Annotated in this window: 21 protein-coding genes; 19 read left to right on the top strand and 2 right to left on the bottom strand. The window is 58.8% G+C overall.

Going from position 1 to position 16,932, the window contains the following annotated elements; all coding sequences use genetic code 11:
* The first annotated feature begins 189 nt into the window (after positions 1-189).
* The 3 genes from ACUN0E_RS13765 (at position 190) to ACUN0E_RS13755 (ending at position 4,835) form a co-directional block, all read left to right on the top strand.
* Entirely contained in the window at positions 190-1,314 is a 1,125-nt protein-coding gene (locus tag ACUN0E_RS13765; protein WP_445566937.1) for a hypothetical protein, read from the top strand.
* A 446-nt stretch (positions 1,315-1,760) separates the two neighbouring features.
* Positions 1,761-3,206, top strand: a complete 1,446-nt coding sequence (locus tag ACUN0E_RS13760) for a hypothetical protein (RefSeq protein ID WP_445566936.1) — start codon at positions 1,761-1,763, stop codon at positions 3,204-3,206.
* Positions 3,207-3,215: 9 nt separating this feature from the next.
* Entirely contained in the window at positions 3,216-4,835 is a 1,620-nt protein-coding gene (locus tag ACUN0E_RS13755) for a YecA family protein (protein ID WP_445566935.1), read from the top strand.
* 77 nt (positions 4,836-4,912) lie between these two features.
* Here ACUN0E_RS13755 and ACUN0E_RS13750 read toward each other — a convergent pair whose 3' ends face one another.
* Both ACUN0E_RS13750 and ACUN0E_RS13745 read right to left on the bottom strand, forming a co-directional pair.
* Complete coding sequence (locus tag ACUN0E_RS13750) at positions 4,913-5,953, bottom strand: phage portal protein (protein WP_445566934.1); 1,041 nt, start codon at positions 5,951-5,953, stop codon at positions 4,913-4,915.
* Positions 5,950-7,728, bottom strand: a complete 1,779-nt coding sequence (locus ACUN0E_RS13745; protein ID WP_445566933.1) for a terminase ATPase subunit family protein — start codon at positions 7,726-7,728, stop codon at positions 5,950-5,952. The genes ACUN0E_RS13750 and ACUN0E_RS13745 overlap by 4 nt, the downstream gene beginning before the upstream one ends.
* 155 nt (positions 7,729-7,883) lie before the next feature.
* Between ACUN0E_RS13745 and ACUN0E_RS13740 the strand changes: the two genes are divergently transcribed.
* From ACUN0E_RS13740 to ACUN0E_RS13665, 16 genes are all read left to right on the top strand, one after another.
* Positions 7,884-8,903, top strand: coding sequence for a GPO family capsid scaffolding protein (locus ACUN0E_RS13740; protein ID WP_445566932.1), 1,020 nt, complete (start codon positions 7,884-7,886; stop codon positions 8,901-8,903).
* Between the two features lie 40 nt (positions 8,904-8,943).
* Complete coding sequence (locus tag ACUN0E_RS13735) at positions 8,944-9,963, top strand: phage major capsid protein, P2 family (protein ID WP_445566931.1); 1,020 nt, start codon at positions 8,944-8,946, stop codon at positions 9,961-9,963.
* Complete coding sequence (gpM, locus tag ACUN0E_RS13730; protein WP_445570434.1) at positions 9,963-10,643, top strand: phage terminase small subunit; 681 nt, start codon at positions 9,963-9,965, stop codon at positions 10,641-10,643. The genes ACUN0E_RS13735 and gpM overlap by 1 nt, the downstream gene beginning before the upstream one ends.
* Positions 10,644-10,746: 103 nt before the next feature.
* A complete protein-coding gene (locus ACUN0E_RS13725) occupies positions 10,747-11,238 on the top strand; it encodes a head completion/stabilization protein (RefSeq protein ID WP_445566930.1) in 492 nt (163 codons plus the stop codon).
* Entirely contained in the window at positions 11,238-11,444 is a 207-nt protein-coding gene (locus ACUN0E_RS13720; protein ID WP_408267442.1) for a tail protein X, read from the top strand. The genes ACUN0E_RS13725 and ACUN0E_RS13720 overlap by 1 nt, the downstream gene beginning before the upstream one ends.
* A 27-nt stretch (positions 11,445-11,471) precedes the next feature.
* On the top strand, positions 11,472-11,813 hold the full coding sequence (locus ACUN0E_RS13715) for a putative holin (RefSeq protein WP_445566929.1): 342 nt from the start codon (positions 11,472-11,474) through the stop codon (positions 11,811-11,813).
* Between the two features lie 6 nt (positions 11,814-11,819).
* Positions 11,820-12,101 (top strand): phage holin family protein, encoded by a 282-nt coding sequence (locus ACUN0E_RS13710; protein ID WP_445566928.1) that lies wholly within the window; start codon positions 11,820-11,822, stop codon positions 12,099-12,101.
* The gene (locus ACUN0E_RS13705) at positions 12,098-12,904 is read left to right on the top strand and encodes an N-acetylmuramidase domain-containing protein (RefSeq protein WP_445566927.1); all 807 of its coding nucleotides are present in this window, start codon (positions 12,098-12,100) and stop codon (positions 12,902-12,904) included. Before ACUN0E_RS13710 ends, ACUN0E_RS13705 begins: the two co-directional genes overlap by 4 nt.
* Complete coding sequence (gene lysB / locus ACUN0E_RS13700; RefSeq protein WP_445566926.1) at positions 12,901-13,335, top strand: Rz-like lysis system protein LysB; 435 nt, start codon at positions 12,901-12,903, stop codon at positions 13,333-13,335. The genes ACUN0E_RS13705 and lysB overlap by 4 nt, the downstream gene beginning before the upstream one ends.
* Positions 13,229-13,465 carry an Rz1-like lysis system protein LysC gene (lysC, locus tag ACUN0E_RS13695; RefSeq protein WP_445566925.1) on the top strand — a complete coding sequence of 79 codons (237 nt, stop codon included), beginning with the start codon at positions 13,229-13,231 and terminating at the stop codon, positions 13,463-13,465. Before lysB ends, lysC begins: the two co-directional genes overlap by 107 nt.
* The gene (locus tag ACUN0E_RS13690) at positions 13,458-13,874 is read left to right on the top strand and encodes a phage tail protein (RefSeq protein WP_445566924.1); all 417 of its coding nucleotides are present in this window, start codon (positions 13,458-13,460) and stop codon (positions 13,872-13,874) included. Before lysC ends, ACUN0E_RS13690 begins: the two co-directional genes overlap by 8 nt.
* Positions 13,874-14,344 carry a phage virion morphogenesis protein gene (locus tag ACUN0E_RS13685; protein WP_445566923.1) on the top strand — a complete coding sequence of 157 codons (471 nt, stop codon included), beginning with the start codon at positions 13,874-13,876 and terminating at the stop codon, positions 14,342-14,344. Before ACUN0E_RS13690 ends, ACUN0E_RS13685 begins: the two co-directional genes overlap by 1 nt.
* A gap of 86 nt (positions 14,345-14,430) precedes the next feature.
* Positions 14,431-15,126: a phage baseplate assembly protein V gene (locus ACUN0E_RS13680; RefSeq protein ID WP_445566922.1), complete on the top strand. Its 696-nt coding sequence runs from the start codon at positions 14,431-14,433 to the stop codon at positions 15,124-15,126.
* Complete coding sequence (locus tag ACUN0E_RS13675; protein WP_445566921.1) at positions 15,123-15,485, top strand: GPW/gp25 family protein; 363 nt, start codon at positions 15,123-15,125, stop codon at positions 15,483-15,485. The genes ACUN0E_RS13680 and ACUN0E_RS13675 overlap by 4 nt, the downstream gene beginning before the upstream one ends.
* Positions 15,482-16,396, top strand: coding sequence for a baseplate J/gp47 family protein (locus tag ACUN0E_RS13670; RefSeq protein WP_445566920.1), 915 nt, complete (start codon positions 15,482-15,484; stop codon positions 16,394-16,396). The genes ACUN0E_RS13675 and ACUN0E_RS13670 overlap by 4 nt, the downstream gene beginning before the upstream one ends.
* Complete coding sequence (locus tag ACUN0E_RS13665; RefSeq protein WP_445566919.1) at positions 16,389-16,931, top strand: phage tail protein I; 543 nt, start codon at positions 16,389-16,391, stop codon at positions 16,929-16,931. The genes ACUN0E_RS13670 and ACUN0E_RS13665 overlap by 8 nt, the downstream gene beginning before the upstream one ends.
* The last annotated feature ends 1 nt before the right edge of the window (position 16,932 follow it).

Raw genomic sequence — 16,932 nt, 5'->3', positions numbered from 1 at the left:
ATGCCTAGCAGCTTTATATCTGCCATTGGTAGGGAGGCCAAGGAGAATCAAGTCTAGGCCTCCACGGGGAACAACGCCCGGGGTAAATCCCGGATGACCGGCTCCGTGGCTGTATTGCTCGACAGCTTTGCAGAGCTCGTTTTTAAGACAAACGGGACATATAGACGACCCACGCCTTGAGATTAAAATATGAATCGATGCATTTACACAAAACAACAATTCGAAGTAGCAGACGGCGAACATATTCTTCAGAACTTCCTCAGCGCTCGATGGACGTCTTCGCAAATCTCATCCAACGCGGCTCAACATCAATTTGGCTCTAGTATCGATGTTGCTTTAGCGGATGGCTTGAAGGAGATTCGAAATCTCTTGGGAACCCGCGGGGGACGGGGAGAAGCGGGACCACCGCTGAAGAATGTCTCGGGCAGCTCAGGGACAAAATTCACAGTAGCCCCCGGTGGCGCCCCAAGTATTGCTGAGCCGGTTATCAAAACTACTCCGCTTCCGGACGGAACTCATCAAGCCCAGGTGGTTCTCGGTAATATGAAGCAGCTTGGGTGGGCGGTTGCCAAGCTCAAGGAAATGTTCCCGGATGCAAGCATTGACGTCGAGCAGCTAAGGCAGCACGCCGTTGCCCAAACCGGTTATGTAGATGAACACTTGAATCTAAGAAGCGGCCTGGGCGGGGATGAATTTTTTAGAGGGGCAATGAAAGCCACCTTTAACCTTCTCGGCGCTTGCGATGCTGATACTGCGCTCCTCTCTATCTTTGATCGGGCGAGAGAGTTCATCCTCAACGGAACAGGTGAATGCACCAATTTTATTCGCTGGCTGAAAACTTCTGACGAAGTGGCCTTGCCTCGCATTGGTGATTTTGATCAATTTGTCGGGGTTTATTCAAAAAATGGCTTCGTTGATGGTTATATTCATTTTTATGGAGAAATTGGATATCTGATTCGCTTGGCTGAAAATTACACTGGACCTGAATTTTGCTATGGATACGTAGTCGACCCGTTTCGGGAGGGCGACCCGGCGGAGATTAGAAATCCAGATTTCGAAATAGAAAGCATTCCAGCATTTGATTCCGGCAGTAAGCTCCCGGACGAATCGGTGTGGCCAGGCTATAGCGCCAGATTTTCTCGCATTCTTGCACGGTACTACAGGCGTGCAGATGAACAGAATCTGTCAAAGATAGTTGACGATGTGCTTTTGCCGCATACAGGAGAGATCATAACGGAGGAAATGCTCGGCGAACTTTCGCGCAAGGCTGCGGAGTATATGGTTCGTCGGTTGTCTATGAATCCAAGGAACTGACAGAAAACCTTGGCAGCAGCCGTCGCAGAGGAGTTGCGGGGCCGGGCGCCTCCGAACCGGCACTTGCCGCTAGAACCTTTGGAGGCGGTGAGAAGCATTCGAAGCCGGCCCTGCAACCGACAGAATCGCCCTCTGCACGCATCAAAATGCATCACTCGGCCGGCCCCGAAATCGTCCTAAACCCCGCACAGACAGGTGCTGCACCAACCGGCGGCCTACTGCATCAGAACCAGCCACTGTAGCGGAGGGCAGGCGGGGAGGGGGACTGCGATATCGAAATGCCCAAGGCCACCCATGGTCCTTACAGCCGAGTTGCGGCTGCCTCCTCGCCGCGTCCCTCCGGCCCGCTATGGCGCCGCAAAACATGCCACAGTGAATAGTTGGGCATACAATCTTCGTCGATTAATCTCGGAACCAACAGTCAATAAAACGAGGTGCGGGGCGATATGGATTCTTGGGATTGGGAGTTTTTTGCTACAGAGGTCATGGCCGATCATTACGCCGTGACTGATCATGGACCTCTACGCGGACCCGTGACGGGATTCGCCTTGACGCGGAACAAGGCGCTTGACTTGATGCTGGCAACGACCTCCGCCGCTGACAGCACGTCCAGTGCAAAGCCTACGAAAGCTGGCGTTGTATATATCGCGACGGAAGAGGTGAAACTAGCAGGCCGTTTTGGGGCACAAGCGACCGCAACCGGAGTTATCCCACTCAGCTACACCAAATTTACAGGGAGGGCCTCCGAAGCGAGCGCCACAACCGAAACATCTTCGATTCAGTCGTTGCAATGGCAGCGAAAAGATTTGGGCGAGGTTCGTTACACCATAGAATGGGTCGAGAACATGTCTGGGCCTTTCGTATGGCCGCACTCTGATGGCCTTTCGCGATCGGGGGAGAAGCGCAGAACACTTCATAGCCCAATGGGCGAAGTCGTCTTTTCGGTTCCCGTCAACTCGGATGAATTTAGCCGCAGCTGCGTGCATCTATTTGTTGAGGGGCTTGAGATATTCATCGGCGTCTCAAAGGCAAAGCTGGAACACATTTCGAAGCCCGGTTTTATTTTGTACAAAGGGGCACCTGACGAGGATCTACGAAGAAAGATAAGAGACTGTTTGTCGTTTTCGCTCGGAAATTTCCTGGTCTACCTTGGCGAGACTTCCTTTGACGACGAGTGGACGCCTGTAACGTTCACCGCGCGAAGCGGGCACGCGCTGGTTGAGGAGGCGGCGAGCCTGACGGGCGTTCAACCGGCGCCACTCGGTCAGAGATATCTGCATGAGATATCGCCAGACATGCTAGGGAGAATGGTCTCGTCGCTATATCGGCATTACGACGCCTATAGACTGCAGAGCGTGTTTTGGAGCTACTGGCACGCTCTCGCTGCTCCGGTGCACATGGCAGCTGCACATTTCGGCGCGGCTATCGAGTCCTTACAGAAGGCAGTTTTTGATGCCACAGGCTCTGAGGCGCAGCGCAGGATCGTAGCGGATGAGATTGCGTGGAAACGTCTTTACAAAGAAGTCGCCGCTTGCATCACAAAGTCTGATACGACTGCGATGCAGAAAGAGCTTCTTATCAAGCGGGCACAAAATATGAACTTTGCCCCTCAAGGAGTTGTTGCCGATCGACTTTTTGACACGCTAGGGCTGAAGCTCGACGCCCTTGAACGATCTGTTTGGGCGAACCGGAACCGTGCTGCACATGGCGGTAGCACGCACGCCGACCAAGGAATTCGTTTGATCCGAGAGAACAAAGTCCTGCGGGTCATGATGAACCGGATGTTGCTCGCAATAAGCAATGGAAGCGACTTTTACTACGACTATTACACAGTCGGCCACCCGTTGAAACGGCTGGCGGATCCGATTGAAGACGATCGAAAAGAAGGGTGACCGAACGCCATGGCCAAGATTGGTCGGAATGATCCATGCCCCTGTGGAGGCGGCAGGAAGTTTAAGCACTGTCACGGTTCTCCGGCATATCAAGAAAGTCAGCGAACGCAGATACAAAAAATCGTCAAACAGGCCCAAGCAGTCGAAGTACAGCGTGCGCGCCAGCAGGGTCTGGGACGTCCAATCATCTCGGCGCAGACTGAAAATGGGTATCGCTTTGTCGCCGTAAAAGACAAGCTAATGTATTCGGACAAATGGAAGACATTTCATGACTTTCTGGTTGCGTACATTGCGAGTGTGTTAGGCGCGGATTGGGGAGCAGCAGAGTTGGCGAAGTCCCCGATGATTCGCCATCCAGTCAGCAACTGGTATCAGCTCGCCTGCGCAAATCAGAGGCGCTATGTTAAGGAACCCGGAAAGGTGGGCTCTGGCCCGATGACTGGGGCAGATGCTGCGTATCTATTTCTCGCCTACGATCTTTACGCCTTGGCTCACAACGCAGAACTTCAGGCGAAACTGATCGCTCGCCTCAAAAATATCGATAACTTCGAAGGTGCACGTTATGAAGTTTTCGTTGCTGCCACGTTAATTCGTGCTGGTTTTGAGATTGAATTTGAGAATGAGGATGATCGGACCACCACCCATTGCGAATTCACGGCGAGGTTCAAAAGGAGCGGTAAGAAATTCTCGGTGGAAGCAAAACATCGCGCGGGCGCTAGGCCGCGGTTGGGGCGGCTATTCATCAATGCTATGCAAAAGAAAGCTGACCATCCCCGGATCGTCTTCATTGACGCAAACATGCCAGACGATGGCGGCACGCAAAACGGGCCGCCAATGATGAATGTCGCGATTCGAAAACTAAGGGGGCTTGAGGGAAACTTGATCAATGGTAAGCCGCTACCAGCAGCCTATGTGATCGTTACGAATACACCTTGGCACCATCACCTAGACTCGACATCCTTTCGTTGTTGCTTGGATGTTGACGGGTTTCAGATTCCTGATTTCAAGGCCAACGTGCCGGCGCCAAGTCTACGCGACGCAATAGATGCCAGAGAGCGGCACATTGAGCTTCATGAGCTGATGAAGTCGATCCAGGATCACAGCAAAATACCGAGCACGTTCGATGGGGAGATTCCTGAGTTCGCATACGGCGAGACAGCGCCTCGCCTCATGATTGGCCGACGCTACCTCGTCAAAGACGAGGAAGGCAATGATGCCTCAGGAGAGCTGACCTGTGCGGTCGTAGTAGAAGCGAAGAAATGGGCTTGGTGCGGCCTCCAACTGGATTCAGGCAAAAGCGTTTTGTGCACTTTGCCACTTTCGGATCATGAGATGTCGGCGTGGCGACAGCATCCTGACACCTTCTTTGGCGAAGTTGGTCAGCGGCACACCAAGGCAGAAACGCCCCTGGAACTCTATGACTTCTTCCTTGAGAGTTACCGAAATATCCCGAAGGAACGGCTAATTGAGATCTTGTCGAACGCTTCTGACATTCAGGAACTTGCGGGGCTCGACCAGCCAAAGTTGGCCAGCATCTACGCTGAGCGCAACGTGTACGGGGCGATGGCCGCTGGGGTGAAAGTCAAGACACAAAATACCGCGTCAGAGCAGGCGGGTGACTCGGATTAGTCTACGCCGCGATAAGCTGCTCGTCGGCGTGTAACATGTCCAAACGCAGAGCAAGTGGGCGTATGGACAAGGGCTAATCAAGCCGTGGAGAGTGGGCGCTTGATGGTGTAGGGATTGAAGCGCACGACCTCATCTCCGATCCACTCGTTGAGCTGCGTAAAGCGGCGCTGTAGTGGTTCGATTTCGTTCGCACCGAATACCTCGGCCGCCGTGTCTGCGGCCCCAAACCCGCCCGTATTGCTCGGCACGACGCCGATAAGCTGCGGCGGTACGCGATGCGCGGCGAGCAAGTCGTCGCGCGTCACATTCTTGATGTTAAAAAACTCGTCTTTGGCCGTGACCTCGGACACCGGAATTAGCTGAATCCCTTCCTTTTTTCCGGCCGGCGCGTACATGAACAGGTTGCGGAAATTCCCCGGCCCTTTGCTGTTTTTCAATGCTTCGCGCAACGCGTCGACGTCTTCCTGTTTCTGAGCTGCGTCTGTCATGTACAGAATGAACCCGGCATGCGATCCGTTTTCATAGTAGCGCCGGCGAAACAGCGTCGCCGACTCGTTCAACCATGCCGCATGCAGAGCGCCGAGATATTCGGGCAGGCCATACACTTCCTGATTGATATCCGGTTCCATCAGGTGATGAACGGTATCGGCCGCAAATTCGTGCTTTTCCTGTATGCCGTTGACCTGAAAGAAACGCTGCAAATCGGACGCGCGGCGCATGTATTTCGATGGTGCGCGTTTCAGCGCGAGCGTCCCACCGAGGCGGCTCTTTTGCTTTTCAAGGTAGGCATTGCCGAACACCATGAAATCAAGCGCCCACTTGTCGAATTCCTCGCGCGTGAGCAATTTGTGCGGGACGAACGTGGACGACAGCACATTACGCTTGAAGTAAATCGCGGAGCTGTGATGCACGCCGGCGCGGAACGACTTCGCCAAACCGGCAAACGACACCGGCGGCTCGAACCAGTCACCGGCCGACCAGCTCTCGACGTAATCAAGAATCTCGGCACGATCCATAACGGGCATGGCGTCGCCAAACGTGAAGGCCTCGGCGCGTGGTGGCGTTGCGGCTGGCGCCGGCGTCGCTGCGGTGTATCGATTGTGTTTGCGCTTGCTCAATTTGAAAACTCCATAAAACCAGTGTTGTTGGCGGTAACGCCCTCTAGCGGCTCATTGCCGAGCGCATGCAGGCATGCCCATGCAAGATCGGCGTGCCCGGTTTCCTCGCTGCGGCTCGCCTCATAGGTGACTTGTCTTCCGCTCGCGGTCATGGTCTTGCGGATAGCCATGAACGATTGCGCGAGATCGGTCCACCCGGCATCAAATTCGAGTCTGCCCTTACCAATCACCGACAATCCTTTGAGAACGAGCCGGCCCTTAACCTCTGGCGAGTAGTTGAGCGCGACGGCGTTCGGGTAGAACTGGCGAACGAGCTGGTACACGCCCTGGCCGATGCCGGTCGTATCGATCGCCATGTATTCAACGTTGAAATCCTTTGTGATGCGCCTGATTGCATCCGCCTGGGCTTCGAAGTCCATGCCGCGCCATTGCTCTTTGTGCAACACGCGAAATTTGCCCCCCGGCACGACCGGCGGCGCCACCACGACCAGGCCGGCTGAGTCGCCGGATAACGCAGGGTCGTAGCCGACCCATACGGGCCTGTGACCGAAAGGGCGGGGCGCCAGTGGCTTGAAGTCTTCCCATAGCTCCCACGAATCCACCATGCAGCGTTGCAAGTCAGCGAGCGGGAAAATCGATGCCGTGTCATCAATGAAGTGACACATCAACAGGTTTAGATACTCCTCGGGGCTGTATTCAAGCCCCAGCTCGGCGAGGTCGAACAGATTGCAACCGCCGGCCACGGCGTCTTCGACCGTCACGATCTGGCGCCACTGCCGGTCCTCGCAAAGCCGGCCGCGTGCGAGCGCCTTGTGCGTTACGTCAAGGTGCAGATGGTCGACCTTGGCGCGGCCCCGGTTGAAATGGTCGCCGGTCCAGAAGGAATAGGCTTCATGCTGCATGCTCGACGGCGTGGAGAAATAGGTTTTTCTCCACTTGCTATGCATCGCCATGCCCGATGCAACCTTGTTCAGCTTGCGAAAGCCGCCGACCCAAAAATACTCATCGAAATAGAAATTGCCGTGATAGCTCTGCGCGGTGCGGGCGTTCGTGCCGAGAAAGTAGAGCATTGCCTCGTTCGGCAACAGGATCGGCTCACCGGACAGGTCAACGTCCGCGGCCTCGCGTGCAAATTGACACATGTACTGCCGGAACACGTGCGCCTGTGCTTTGCTGGCTGATAGAAAAATCTGATTCCGGCCGGTCTCTAACGCATCAATCAGCGCCTCGCGGGCGAAGTACCACGTCGCCCCAATCTGCCGCGATTTCAGGATGTTTCGCGTGCGCTGATCGCGCTGGCGATACCAGACCTTCTGATAATCGAACAGCGAATCGCGGAACGCCTCGACAATCCTGTCGCGCTGCTGGTCGCTGAATTCGTTACGTACTGCCTTGGCCTTGCGCGGCGCCGTGTTGCGCACCTCAATGGCTGGGTTTAGATCGCTCTCCCTGCCTGTCTCGCCGTACTTGTAGACACGTGCCATGCGTTCGACCTGACGCATGAGCAAATCGACTTCCTTGAAGTCGCGGCCGTCTTTCTCCGGCTTGGCAATCAACACCGCAAGCCGCGTTTCTAACGATGACTCGATGCGCGCGATCGGCGTCGCCTTATCCCATTCGTCGCGCTGTTTCCACGCTTCGACCGTCGCGCGCTTGATTTCCAGGTGGCGTGCGATCGACGTGACGCGCCAACCCTGCCAGTAAAGCGCGCGGGCTATACGGCGGGGGTCGGCATTCGATTCAAGGACAGGGGCTATTTCGGCAGTTTCTAGCATGGCCCCAAGTTTCTCGCGACGCGCGCGCGCAAGCACGCTTAAGTGTTTGTATCCAAACCGAAAACAAACGCAAAACGTTGAGTCGCGTCGTTCGCAAACGCAAGATATGGACTCACGCTTAACCAACCTTTTCGACCCTGTTGGAGACCTAACAAATGCAATCTCGCAAGTTGTCGCTAATGTCGTTCGCCGTTGCGGCGATCGCGTTCGCTTTCACGATGGACGCACACGCGGCAACGCTCGCCGTGAGTAGCGTTCTGAACCATTCCGATTTCATCGGCGGCCACCTCGGCGCCAGCGCGCTTGCAATCGGCTCGCTCGCAGCAACTGGCGCCGCTGAGTCGGTCAAGCATGCGGCAACCAAGTTTTTTCGCATTGCCGTGGAAGGTGCAACGAGTGACGGCCGGAGTATCGATCGCGCGTCGATCGTGCAGATGGCGAAGAACTACAACCCCGATGTGTACGGCGCACGGCTGAACCTCGAACACTACCGCGGCATCATTCCTGACAGCCCATTCAAGGCATACGGCGACGTGATCGCACTGGAAACCCGCGACGAAACCGGCCCGCTCGCCGGAAAGCTCGGCCTGTATGCACAAATCGCCCCGACGACCGACCTTGTCGCACTGACGAAAGCAAAGCAGAAAATTTACACGTCGTGCGAAATCGACCCGTCTTTCGCAGACACGAATCAGGCGTATCTGGTCGGCCTCGCCGTGACCGATAGCCCCGCGAGCCTCGGCACGCAGATTCTTTCTTTCGCAGCTCAAAACCCGGCGGCCTCACCGTTCGCAAGTCGCAAGCTTTCGCCGACGAACGTTTTCACGGCGGCCGAGTTGGCAACGATCGAGCTGGATGAAACCGCCCCGACGCCGGGCATCGGCGCGCTGTTCTCCCGCGTCGCCGAACTGCTCGGCATGTCGAAAAAGAAAGACGCGAACGACGAAACGCGATTCGCTGACGTAGGGCAGGCCGTCGAAGCGCTCGCAACGCACAGCAAGGAACAGGCTCAAGCCGTCGCCACGCTCACGAAGACAGTCGCGGATCTGACCGATCTGCGCGAAGCCGACCGCAAGGCATTCGACGAACTGCACACGCAGCTTTCGACAACTCGCAACACGCCAACACGGCCGCCAGCAACCGGCGCCCCCGCTGCTGTTGTCACCGACTGCTGACCCGCAATCGTCCCCCTCACTGATCCCGGAGAACCTTTAAATGCGCAATGAAACACGGATTGCTTTCAATAAGTATGTAGAAGCGATCGCACAATTGAACGGCGTACAAGACGCCACACTGAAATTTGCAGTCTCGCCCAGCGTGCAGCAAAAGCTCGAGACCCGCATTCAGGAGTCGAGCGACTTTCTGAAACGCGTCAACATGATTGGCGTGACGGAACAGCAAGGCGAAAAGCTCGGCCTCGGCATCGGCTCGCCGATCGCCGGCACGACCGACACCACGAAACAGGATCGCGAAACGACTGACGTTAGCGACCTCGATGCGAAAGGGTACATCTGCACGCAAACGAATTTCGATTCGCATATCACGTATGCGAAGCTCGACGCGTGGGCCAAGTTCCCCGACTTTCAGGCGAAATTGCGTGACGCGATCGTGAAGCGTCAGGCGCTCGACCGCATCGCGATCGGCTTCAATGGCACCTCGCGCGCGGCAACGTCCGATCGCACGAAGAACCCGCTGCTGCAGGACGTCAATAAGGGCTGGTTGCAGAAGTATCGTGACGAAGCCGCGGCGCGCGTGTTGCACGAAGGTACGAAAGCGGCTGGCAAGGTGCAGGTAGGCAAGGGCGGCGATTACGAAAACCTCGATGCGCTGGTTTTCGACATTCTCGCGAGCATGGTCGATCCGTGGCATCAGGACGACACCGGGCTCTTTGTTATCTGCGGGCGTGGCCTCATGCATGACAAGTATTTCCCGATCATCAATACGACGCAGGCACCGACTGAAACCCTCGCGGCTGACGTGATCGTGAGCCAGAAGCGCATCGGCGGCCTGCCGGCGGTTAGCGTGCCGTCCTTCCCGCCTCATGCGCTGCTGATTACGCGTTTCGACAATCTGTCGATCTACACGCAGGACGGCGGCCGCCGGCGCAACATCGTCGATAACTCGAAGCGCGACCGAATCGAGAACTACGAATCGAGCAACGATGCGTATGTCGTCGAAGATTTCGGCTGCGGCGCTATGGCCGAAAACATCGAACTCTTGCCGAAGGCCGCATGATGAGAAGCCCCGCCCAACGCCATTACGAGCGCGTCTCGGCCGAACTGGCGGCGGCCTCGGCCGCGCCTGGCGAATCCCTCGCCGGCGCGAGCGCATACGAGCTGATGCTTGCGAAGCTGGCGACCGATCGCCGGCGCCTGAAAGCGATCCATTCGATCGAACGCAAGATCGACGTGAAGCGCGCCGAGCTGCTGCCCGAGTACGTCGACTATGTCGCGGGCGCATTGAGCGGCGGGCGGGGCGCTCAGGACGATGTTCTTACGACCGTGATGATCTGGCGCGTCGACGCGGGAGACTTCGCTGGCGCGCTCGATATCGCCCGGTATGCACTCGCGCACCGCATGACGCTGCCCGACCAGTACGACCGGCCGCTCGCGACCGCGATCGCCGAAGAATTCGCGCAGACGGCACTGACGGCGTTCAAGCTCGGCGAAACGTTCGACGCGGACCAGCTCGCCGAAGTAATGAAGCTGACCGAGTCGGCCGACATGCACGACCAGGTACGCGCCAAGCTGCATAAGGCGCTTGGTAAAGCTCTACAGGATTCTGATAGGGCTGCTGCCCTCGACCACCTACGCCGCGCGTTGCAGCTCGACGAACGCGCCGGCGTGAAACAGGACATTGCCCGGCTCGAAACCGAGCTGAGCGATGCGGCCGGCACCAAAGCTGGCCGCAAGTAAAGAGCCCCCACCGGCATGGCGGCGCCGGCTGACGAAACGCAACACCTGACGGAAACGCGTTTCCGACGCCGGCCCACCGCCATCATTCTCTGAGCCATGTCCCATGAGTAGCTTCCTCGCGACCGCCGAACCGACCACGCCCCAGACACCTGGCTCGCCGGCCAATGCCGCGATCGTCCCAAATGATGGCTGGTTTCCCGACATCGACATGAACGCCTTGCGCGCCTCGATGCGGCTCGACGGCACCGCGACGCATGAGCGCTTGCGCGACGCGACGATCGATGCGATCGCCAGCGTTAATGCGGAGCTGGGCACATGGCAAGCCGGCCATGTCGCGGCCGGCTATGCCGATCTGGCCACCGTACCGGCGCCGAACATCGGTGGTGAAAGTGTGCAGCTCGCGCGCTATCGCCGCGCCGTTTTCAACTACGCACACGCGGACCTAACCGAGCGGTACCGCGATTTCGATTCGACGAAATCAGGCGGGCAGAAGGCCGAAGACCTCGAAACGACGATATGCGATGCGCGCCGTAACGTTCGCTGGGCACTGAGCGACATGCGCGGCCTGTCGCGCTCAACGATTGAGCTGATCTGATGATCGTGATTGCACAACAGGGCGACACGGTCGATTCCCTTTGCTGGCGCCACTACGGCCGCACCGATAGCACCGTTGAGGCGGTTCTGGAAGCCAATGCCGGCCTCGCTGACTACGGCGTCTTTCTGCCGATCGGCACCCCTGTTTTTCTTCCCGAGCTGGCGAGCGTCGATACATCGACGCCCCTCCTGCAACTATTTGACTGATTGATCCACACGGACTCAGGAGCCGACATGGCCGAACCGAGCACCACCACTCTCGCACTGTCGGCCGCGATCGGCCTCGCGAGCCTTGCGCCGGGTATCGATGGCAACGCGCTGATTGGCGCCTTCACGGGCGCCGCGCTCGTCGTCGTTACGTCGAAAGATATCGGCACCTTGAAGCGCGTCGCCTACATGCTGATTTCGCTGGTGATGGGCTATCTGGCCGCGTCCGAGATCGTCAACGCGACACCGATCAAGTCAACCGGCGTGGCGGCGTTTTTCGCGGCCGCGCTGGTTATCACCGTGACGCTACAACTCATCGACCGGGTCAAGACGCTAGACCTGTTCGCGATGTTTAAGAAGGGAGGGTAAGCCGTCGTGTTATCCCAATTCGCCCCTATCGCCTTGATCGCTCTGGCGGCCTACATCGCCGCAATCATGCGCGTGCTGACGTATCGCAGGCAGGGCGCGCGGCACCGGCGCCATGTCTCTTGGATCGCCTGGGCGCTTGTCGTCGTCATGGGCGGCTCGGCGATCGAGCTGGCGCTCCACGCGAAATCTGTCGGCATTTTCGAAGCTGGCTCGGCGGTACTGCTGGCTCTGTTTGTGTTTGGCGTGCGCGGCAACGTCGCGCGCCTGCTCTGGAGCAATGAACCATGATGACGTACCGTTTTGGCGACCACGGCGACGATGTAGGCCTGTTGCAACGCCGCCTTATCCGCGCGGGCTATCCGCTCGACGTCACGCACCTGTACGACGCCGCCACCGAATCCGCGGTGATCGCGCTACAGAAGAAAACCGGCCTTGTCGATGATGGCGTCGCCGGCCCGAAAACGCTGGCCGCGCTCGCGACCGGCCGGCGGGACCCTAAACACCTGTCGCTGGCTGACCTCGTCGCAGCGGCCGACAAGCTCGGCGTTCCACTCGCATGCGTGCGCGCCGTCAATGAGGTGGAATCAAGTGGATCTGGATTTCTGCTCGACGGCCGGCCGGCGATCCTGTTCGAGCGCCACAAATTCTGGAAGCAGCTACAGGCGCGCGGCATTGATCCGGCGCCGATCGCGGCGAAGTATCCGAACATCCTTTCGCAGACCGCCGGCGGCTACCTCGGCAAAGCGGCCGAGTACACGCGCCTTGCGTCCGCCGAGCTGATCGACGCCGGCGCCGCGTATGAGTCGGCGAGCTGGGGCGCGTTTCAGGTGATGGGCTATCACTGGAAACGACTCGGCTATTCGAGCATCGACGATTTCGTCGCCCGCATGGAAAACAGCGAAGGCGACCAGCTCGACGCGTTCGTGCGCTATGTGGCGGCCGATACGGGCCTGCTTTCAGCTCTGAAGGGTAGGAAGTGGGCGGCGTTCGCCAAGGGTTACAACGGCCCGGATTACGCCCGCAACCTGTACGACGCGAAGCTCGCACAGGCCTGGCTCAAGTACGCGGGCGCCGACAAGGCGGCCGCATGAAGGCGATCGCCGCGAAGTGCATCGCCTGGGTCGTCGCGTTACTGGTGATCGTCGCCGGCGTGCTGTACGTGCGCGAGCTGCGCGCCGAGCTGGCCGGCGCACAGGACACCGCCAAACGCGCCAAGGACGATCTGACCGGCCGTGACGAAACTATCAGACGCCTGCAAGACGATGCGACCGACAAGGCAAAACAACAGCGCAAGCTCGATGCCGATCGCAACAGCATCGAGGTCAAGCTCGCCGGCATTCGTGACGAAATCAGGAACTACAACAATGAAAACGCAGAATTCCGCGCGTGGGCTGCTGGTGCTTTGCCTGCTGACGTTGTCCGCATGCACACAAGCCCCGCTCTCACCGGCGCCGCCGATTACCTTGCAAGAGTGTCAGGCGGTGACGCGCTGCACGCTGCCGGCGATGGCACCGACGACTAACGGCGCGCTCGATGACGCGCTACACATGGTTAAAGCCGCGTGGGCGGCTTGCGCGGCCAAGGTCGATATGATTTTCGATTGCCAGGCCCAAAGCACGAACCATACGGCGCCGGCGGCCGACCATGATTAAACCGGCCAGCTTGCGCGCGGCGCTCGTCGCCGCTATTCCATCGCTGGCGACCGACCCCGATCGCCTTACCGTTTTCATCGACGCCGGCCATATCGTCGCGACCGGCACGCGGACGCCGTCATTCGAATATCGGTACACCGTGAATGCGCTGGTGATGGACTTCGCCGGTGAAGCCGATCAAGTCTTTATCGCTATCGTCGAATGGGCGCGTGCCAATCAGCCTGACCTTGTCACGAATGCCGACCAGCGCGAATCCGGCATTACTTTCGAAGCCGATATTCTCAACAATCAAACGGTCGATCTGTCGATCAAGCTGCAACTCACTGAAAGCGTCGTCGTATCGACCGACGCAAGCGGCAAACGCACGATCAGGCACGTCGACGACGCGGCCGATCACTGGCTTGGATGATGGACAACAATCTACAGGCGCTCGACAGGTGGGCAGGCGGTCTGCTGGCGCAGCTCGCGCCGGCTGGCCGGCGCGCTGTCACTCGCGACGTGGCCCGCGAGCTGCGTCGCAGCCAGCAAACGCGCATTGGCACGCAGCGCAACCCCGACGAAAGCCCGTTCGCTGCACGCAAGCCGCGGACAGGGAAGGGCGGCAAGCTGCGCGAAAAGAAAGGGCGCATCAAACGTGCCGCTATGTTCGCGAAGCTGCGCACGGCTCGCTATCTCAAAGTCGAATCGGATGCGATGGGCCTCGCCGTTGGCTTCGCCGGCCGCGTTTCCCGCGTAGCGCGCGTCCACCAGTTCGGGTTACGCGATCGCGTCTCACCCAAAGGCGTCGAATACCAATACCCCGCGCGATCGCTGCTCGGCTTCACGGCCCAAGATCGCGAGTTGATACGCGACGTGTTGCTTAAGCACATCACGAAATAGCCCTTGTATAAGGACTTCTTTGTACCCAAACCACCTACATTAGCCGCGACTCGCGTCGCGCGCATGTGGCCGGCAACATGGTCGGCATGGACGCTAACGAAATCCGACGACTGATTATCAATATGATCCGCAAGGGCGCGATCATGGACGTTAATCACGCCAGCAACCCGCCGACTTGCCGCGTGTCTGTTGGCGACCCGACCGACCCGGACGGCGAAGGCCTGCAAACGGACTGGCTGCCGTTCATTTCGGCCCGCGCCGGCGCGACCCGCGAATGGAACCCGCCGACCAAAGATGAAAAGGTCGTGCTGTTCTGCCCGATGGGTGACCCCGCGCAAGGCGTTGTTCTCTGCGGCCTGAATTCTGACGATGCGCCGGCACCCAGCAATAGCCCCGACACGCACACCCGCGCTTACCCCGATGGCGCGATCGTTGAATACAACCACGCCGAGCATTCGCTTTCTGCCAAGCTGCCCGCCGGCGCAACCGTCAATGTGACGGCTCCCGGCGCGGTCAACGTCAACACGAAGGAAGCCACGGTTACGGCCGACACCGTCACGCTTGATGCGGACGTGATCGTCAAGCGGTCAATGACCGTGATCGGCGCATTCGCTTTCCAGGCCGGTATGACAGGGAAGGGCGGCGCCGGCGGCGATGCAGTCATGAAGATCGACGGCGGGGCGGAATTCACGAAGGACGTAACTGCGGCCGGCGTGAGCGTATCGACGCACAAACACCAGGCGCAAGGCGCTAACGCCCCGACCAGCGAGCCGATGAAATGAAAGGCATGGACGCTAAAACCGGCCGCGCCATTTCCGGGCTGGCTCACCTTTACCAATCGATCGCCAAGATTCTGACGACCTCGATCGGCTCGCGCGTGAAGCGCCGGCCGTTCGGCTCTGAAATCCCCGACCTGATCGACGCACCGAACAATGGTGAAACGCGTGTGCGTCTGTATGCCGCGATCGCGACCGCACTCATGCGCTGGGAGCCGCGTTTGACGCTTACCCGCGTGCAGCTCTCGACCGATACCACGGAAAGCGGCGCTGGCGTTCAGGTCGTCGATATCGAAGGCACGACGACCGATACGGGCGACGCAGTAGCAACGCGCATACCGGTTAGCAACGGGGGTGCAGCGTGAGCGTGACCCCTATCGACCTGTCGCAGCTGCCGTCCCCGGATATCGTCGAAACGATCGACTATGAAACGCTGCTGGCCGAACGCAAGGCGCGGCTCGTTTCCCTGTATCCGGTCGACGAGCAAGCCGATGTTGCCGCAGCGCTCGAACTGGAATCAGAGCCGATGGCGATCTCTCTGCAAGAGAACGCCTATCGTGAAGTCGTCTTGCGTCAGCGCGTAAATGACGCCGCGCGCGCGGTCATGCTCGCCTACGCGATGGACGGCGACCTCGAACAGCTCGCGGCGTTCTTCGATATCAAGCGGCTTACGCTGACGCCTGCCGATCCCGCGAACGGCATGCCGGCGGTGATGGAAAGCAATACGGACTTGCGCAAGCGCACGCAGCTCGCGCCGCAAGGCTTCTCTGTGGCCGGCCCCGAAGGCGCGTATATCTCGCACGCGCTCAACACCGATGGCCGCGTATTGGATGCCTCGGCGATTAGTCCCGCTCCGTGCGAAGTGCTGGTGACAATCCTTTCGCGTGAAGGCGACGGCACCGCGCCCAAAGACCTGATCGACGCCGTAACCGCGAACCTGCAAGCCGACGATATTCGCCCGCTCACCGACAAGGTGACTGTGCAAGGCGCAAGCATCAACCGCTATGCGGTAAGCGCCGATCTGGTTTTCTTTTCCGGGCCTGACCGCTCTGTCGCACTCGCGGAAGCTCGTAAGCGCATGGCCGCGTACACGATCGAAATGCACAAACTTGGCATGGAGATCACGCTTGACGGTATCTATGGCGCCGCGCGTGCGGCTGGCGTGCAAAAGGTGAATCTCAAAAGCCCACTAGCGAGCATCCCGGCATCGAAGACGCAAGCGCCTTACTGCACGTCTATTGATCTGCGCGACGGCGGGGTGTACGCGAATGTCTAATTTGCTGCCCCCGAATTCGACGGTGCATGAACGCAACCTTGCAGCCGTCAATGCGCGTATTAGCGACATTGAAACTCCACTGCGCGACCTGATGAACCCGGACAGAATTCCGCTCGCGCTGTTGCCCTGGCTCGCGTGGCACATGGGCATCGACGCATGGAAAGACTACTGGCCCGAGCAAATCAAGCGCGCCCGCGTCAAGGCGGCGATCCCGATCGCCCGAAAGAACGGCACGGCGGCAGCGGTGCGCGAAGTCGTTGCGACGTTCGGCGGAAATATCGCGCTGCGCGAATGGTTTCAGATGAACCCGCCCGGCATCCCCGGCACGTTTGACATTGTCATGACCGTAAGCGGCCGTGATGGTGTGCCGGCCACGGCCGCCTATGTCGCCGACATCATCGCGGAGATCGAACGCACCAAGCCGGTACGCGCTCACTACACCTTCACTCAAGGCTTTTCCATGCAAGGCCGTCAAGGCGTTGCAGCGGCCGTTCGGCCGGCCCTGTATCGCCGCCTTTCACTCACGGATAAATGAA

The sequence above is a fragment of the Paraburkholderia sp. D1E genome, from assembly GCF_052682275.1.
Note: the sequence above shows the minus strand (reverse complement) of the source record. Positions and strands in the feature narration are given on the sequence as shown.

What these genes read in the sequence shown, in the direction of transcription:
- ACUN0E_RS13685 (WP_445566923.1), top strand. Translation starts at nt 13,874, where the DNA reads ATGGACAACAATCTACAGGCGCTCGACAGGTGGGCAGGCGGTCTGCTG.
- ACUN0E_RS13755 (WP_445566935.1), top strand. Translation starts at nt 3,216, where the DNA reads ATGGCCAAGATTGGTCGGAATGATCCATGCCCCTGTGGAGGCGGCAGG.
- ACUN0E_RS13760 (WP_445566936.1), top strand. Translation starts at nt 1,761, where the DNA reads ATGGATTCTTGGGATTGGGAGTTTTTTGCTACAGAGGTCATGGCCGAT.
- ACUN0E_RS13665 (WP_445566919.1), top strand. Translation starts at nt 16,389, where the DNA reads ATGTCTAATTTGCTGCCCCCGAATTCGACGGTGCATGAACGCAACCTT.
- ACUN0E_RS13675 (WP_445566921.1), top strand. Translation starts at nt 15,123, where the DNA reads ATGAAAGGCATGGACGCTAAAACCGGCCGCGCCATTTCCGGGCTGGCT.
- ACUN0E_RS13720 (WP_408267442.1), top strand. Translation starts at nt 11,238, where the DNA reads ATGATCGTGATTGCACAACAGGGCGACACGGTCGATTCCCTTTGCTGG.
- ACUN0E_RS13715 (WP_445566929.1), top strand. Translation starts at nt 11,472, where the DNA reads ATGGCCGAACCGAGCACCACCACTCTCGCACTGTCGGCCGCGATCGGC.
- gpM (WP_445570434.1), top strand. Translation starts at nt 9,963, where the DNA reads ATGAGAAGCCCCGCCCAACGCCATTACGAGCGCGTCTCGGCCGAACTG.
- ACUN0E_RS13740 (WP_445566932.1), top strand. Translation starts at nt 7,884, where the DNA reads ATGCAATCTCGCAAGTTGTCGCTAATGTCGTTCGCCGTTGCGGCGATC.
- ACUN0E_RS13735 (WP_445566931.1), top strand. Translation starts at nt 8,944, where the DNA reads ATGCGCAATGAAACACGGATTGCTTTCAATAAGTATGTAGAAGCGATC.
- ACUN0E_RS13725 (WP_445566930.1), top strand. Translation starts at nt 10,747, where the DNA reads ATGAGTAGCTTCCTCGCGACCGCCGAACCGACCACGCCCCAGACACCT.
- ACUN0E_RS13705 (WP_445566927.1), top strand. Translation starts at nt 12,098, where the DNA reads ATGATGACGTACCGTTTTGGCGACCACGGCGACGATGTAGGCCTGTTG.
- ACUN0E_RS13765 (WP_445566937.1), top strand. Translation starts at nt 190, where the DNA reads ATGAATCGATGCATTTACACAAAACAACAATTCGAAGTAGCAGACGGC.
- ACUN0E_RS13745 (WP_445566933.1), bottom strand. Translation starts at nt 7,728, where the DNA reads ATGCTAGAAACTGCCGAAATAGCCCCTGTCCTTGAATCGAATGCCGAC.
- ACUN0E_RS13680 (WP_445566922.1), top strand. Translation starts at nt 14,431, where the DNA reads ATGGACGCTAACGAAATCCGACGACTGATTATCAATATGATCCGCAAG.
- lysB (WP_445566926.1), top strand. Translation starts at nt 12,901, where the DNA reads ATGAAGGCGATCGCCGCGAAGTGCATCGCCTGGGTCGTCGCGTTACTG.
- ACUN0E_RS13690 (WP_445566924.1), top strand. Translation starts at nt 13,458, where the DNA reads ATGATTAAACCGGCCAGCTTGCGCGCGGCGCTCGTCGCCGCTATTCCA.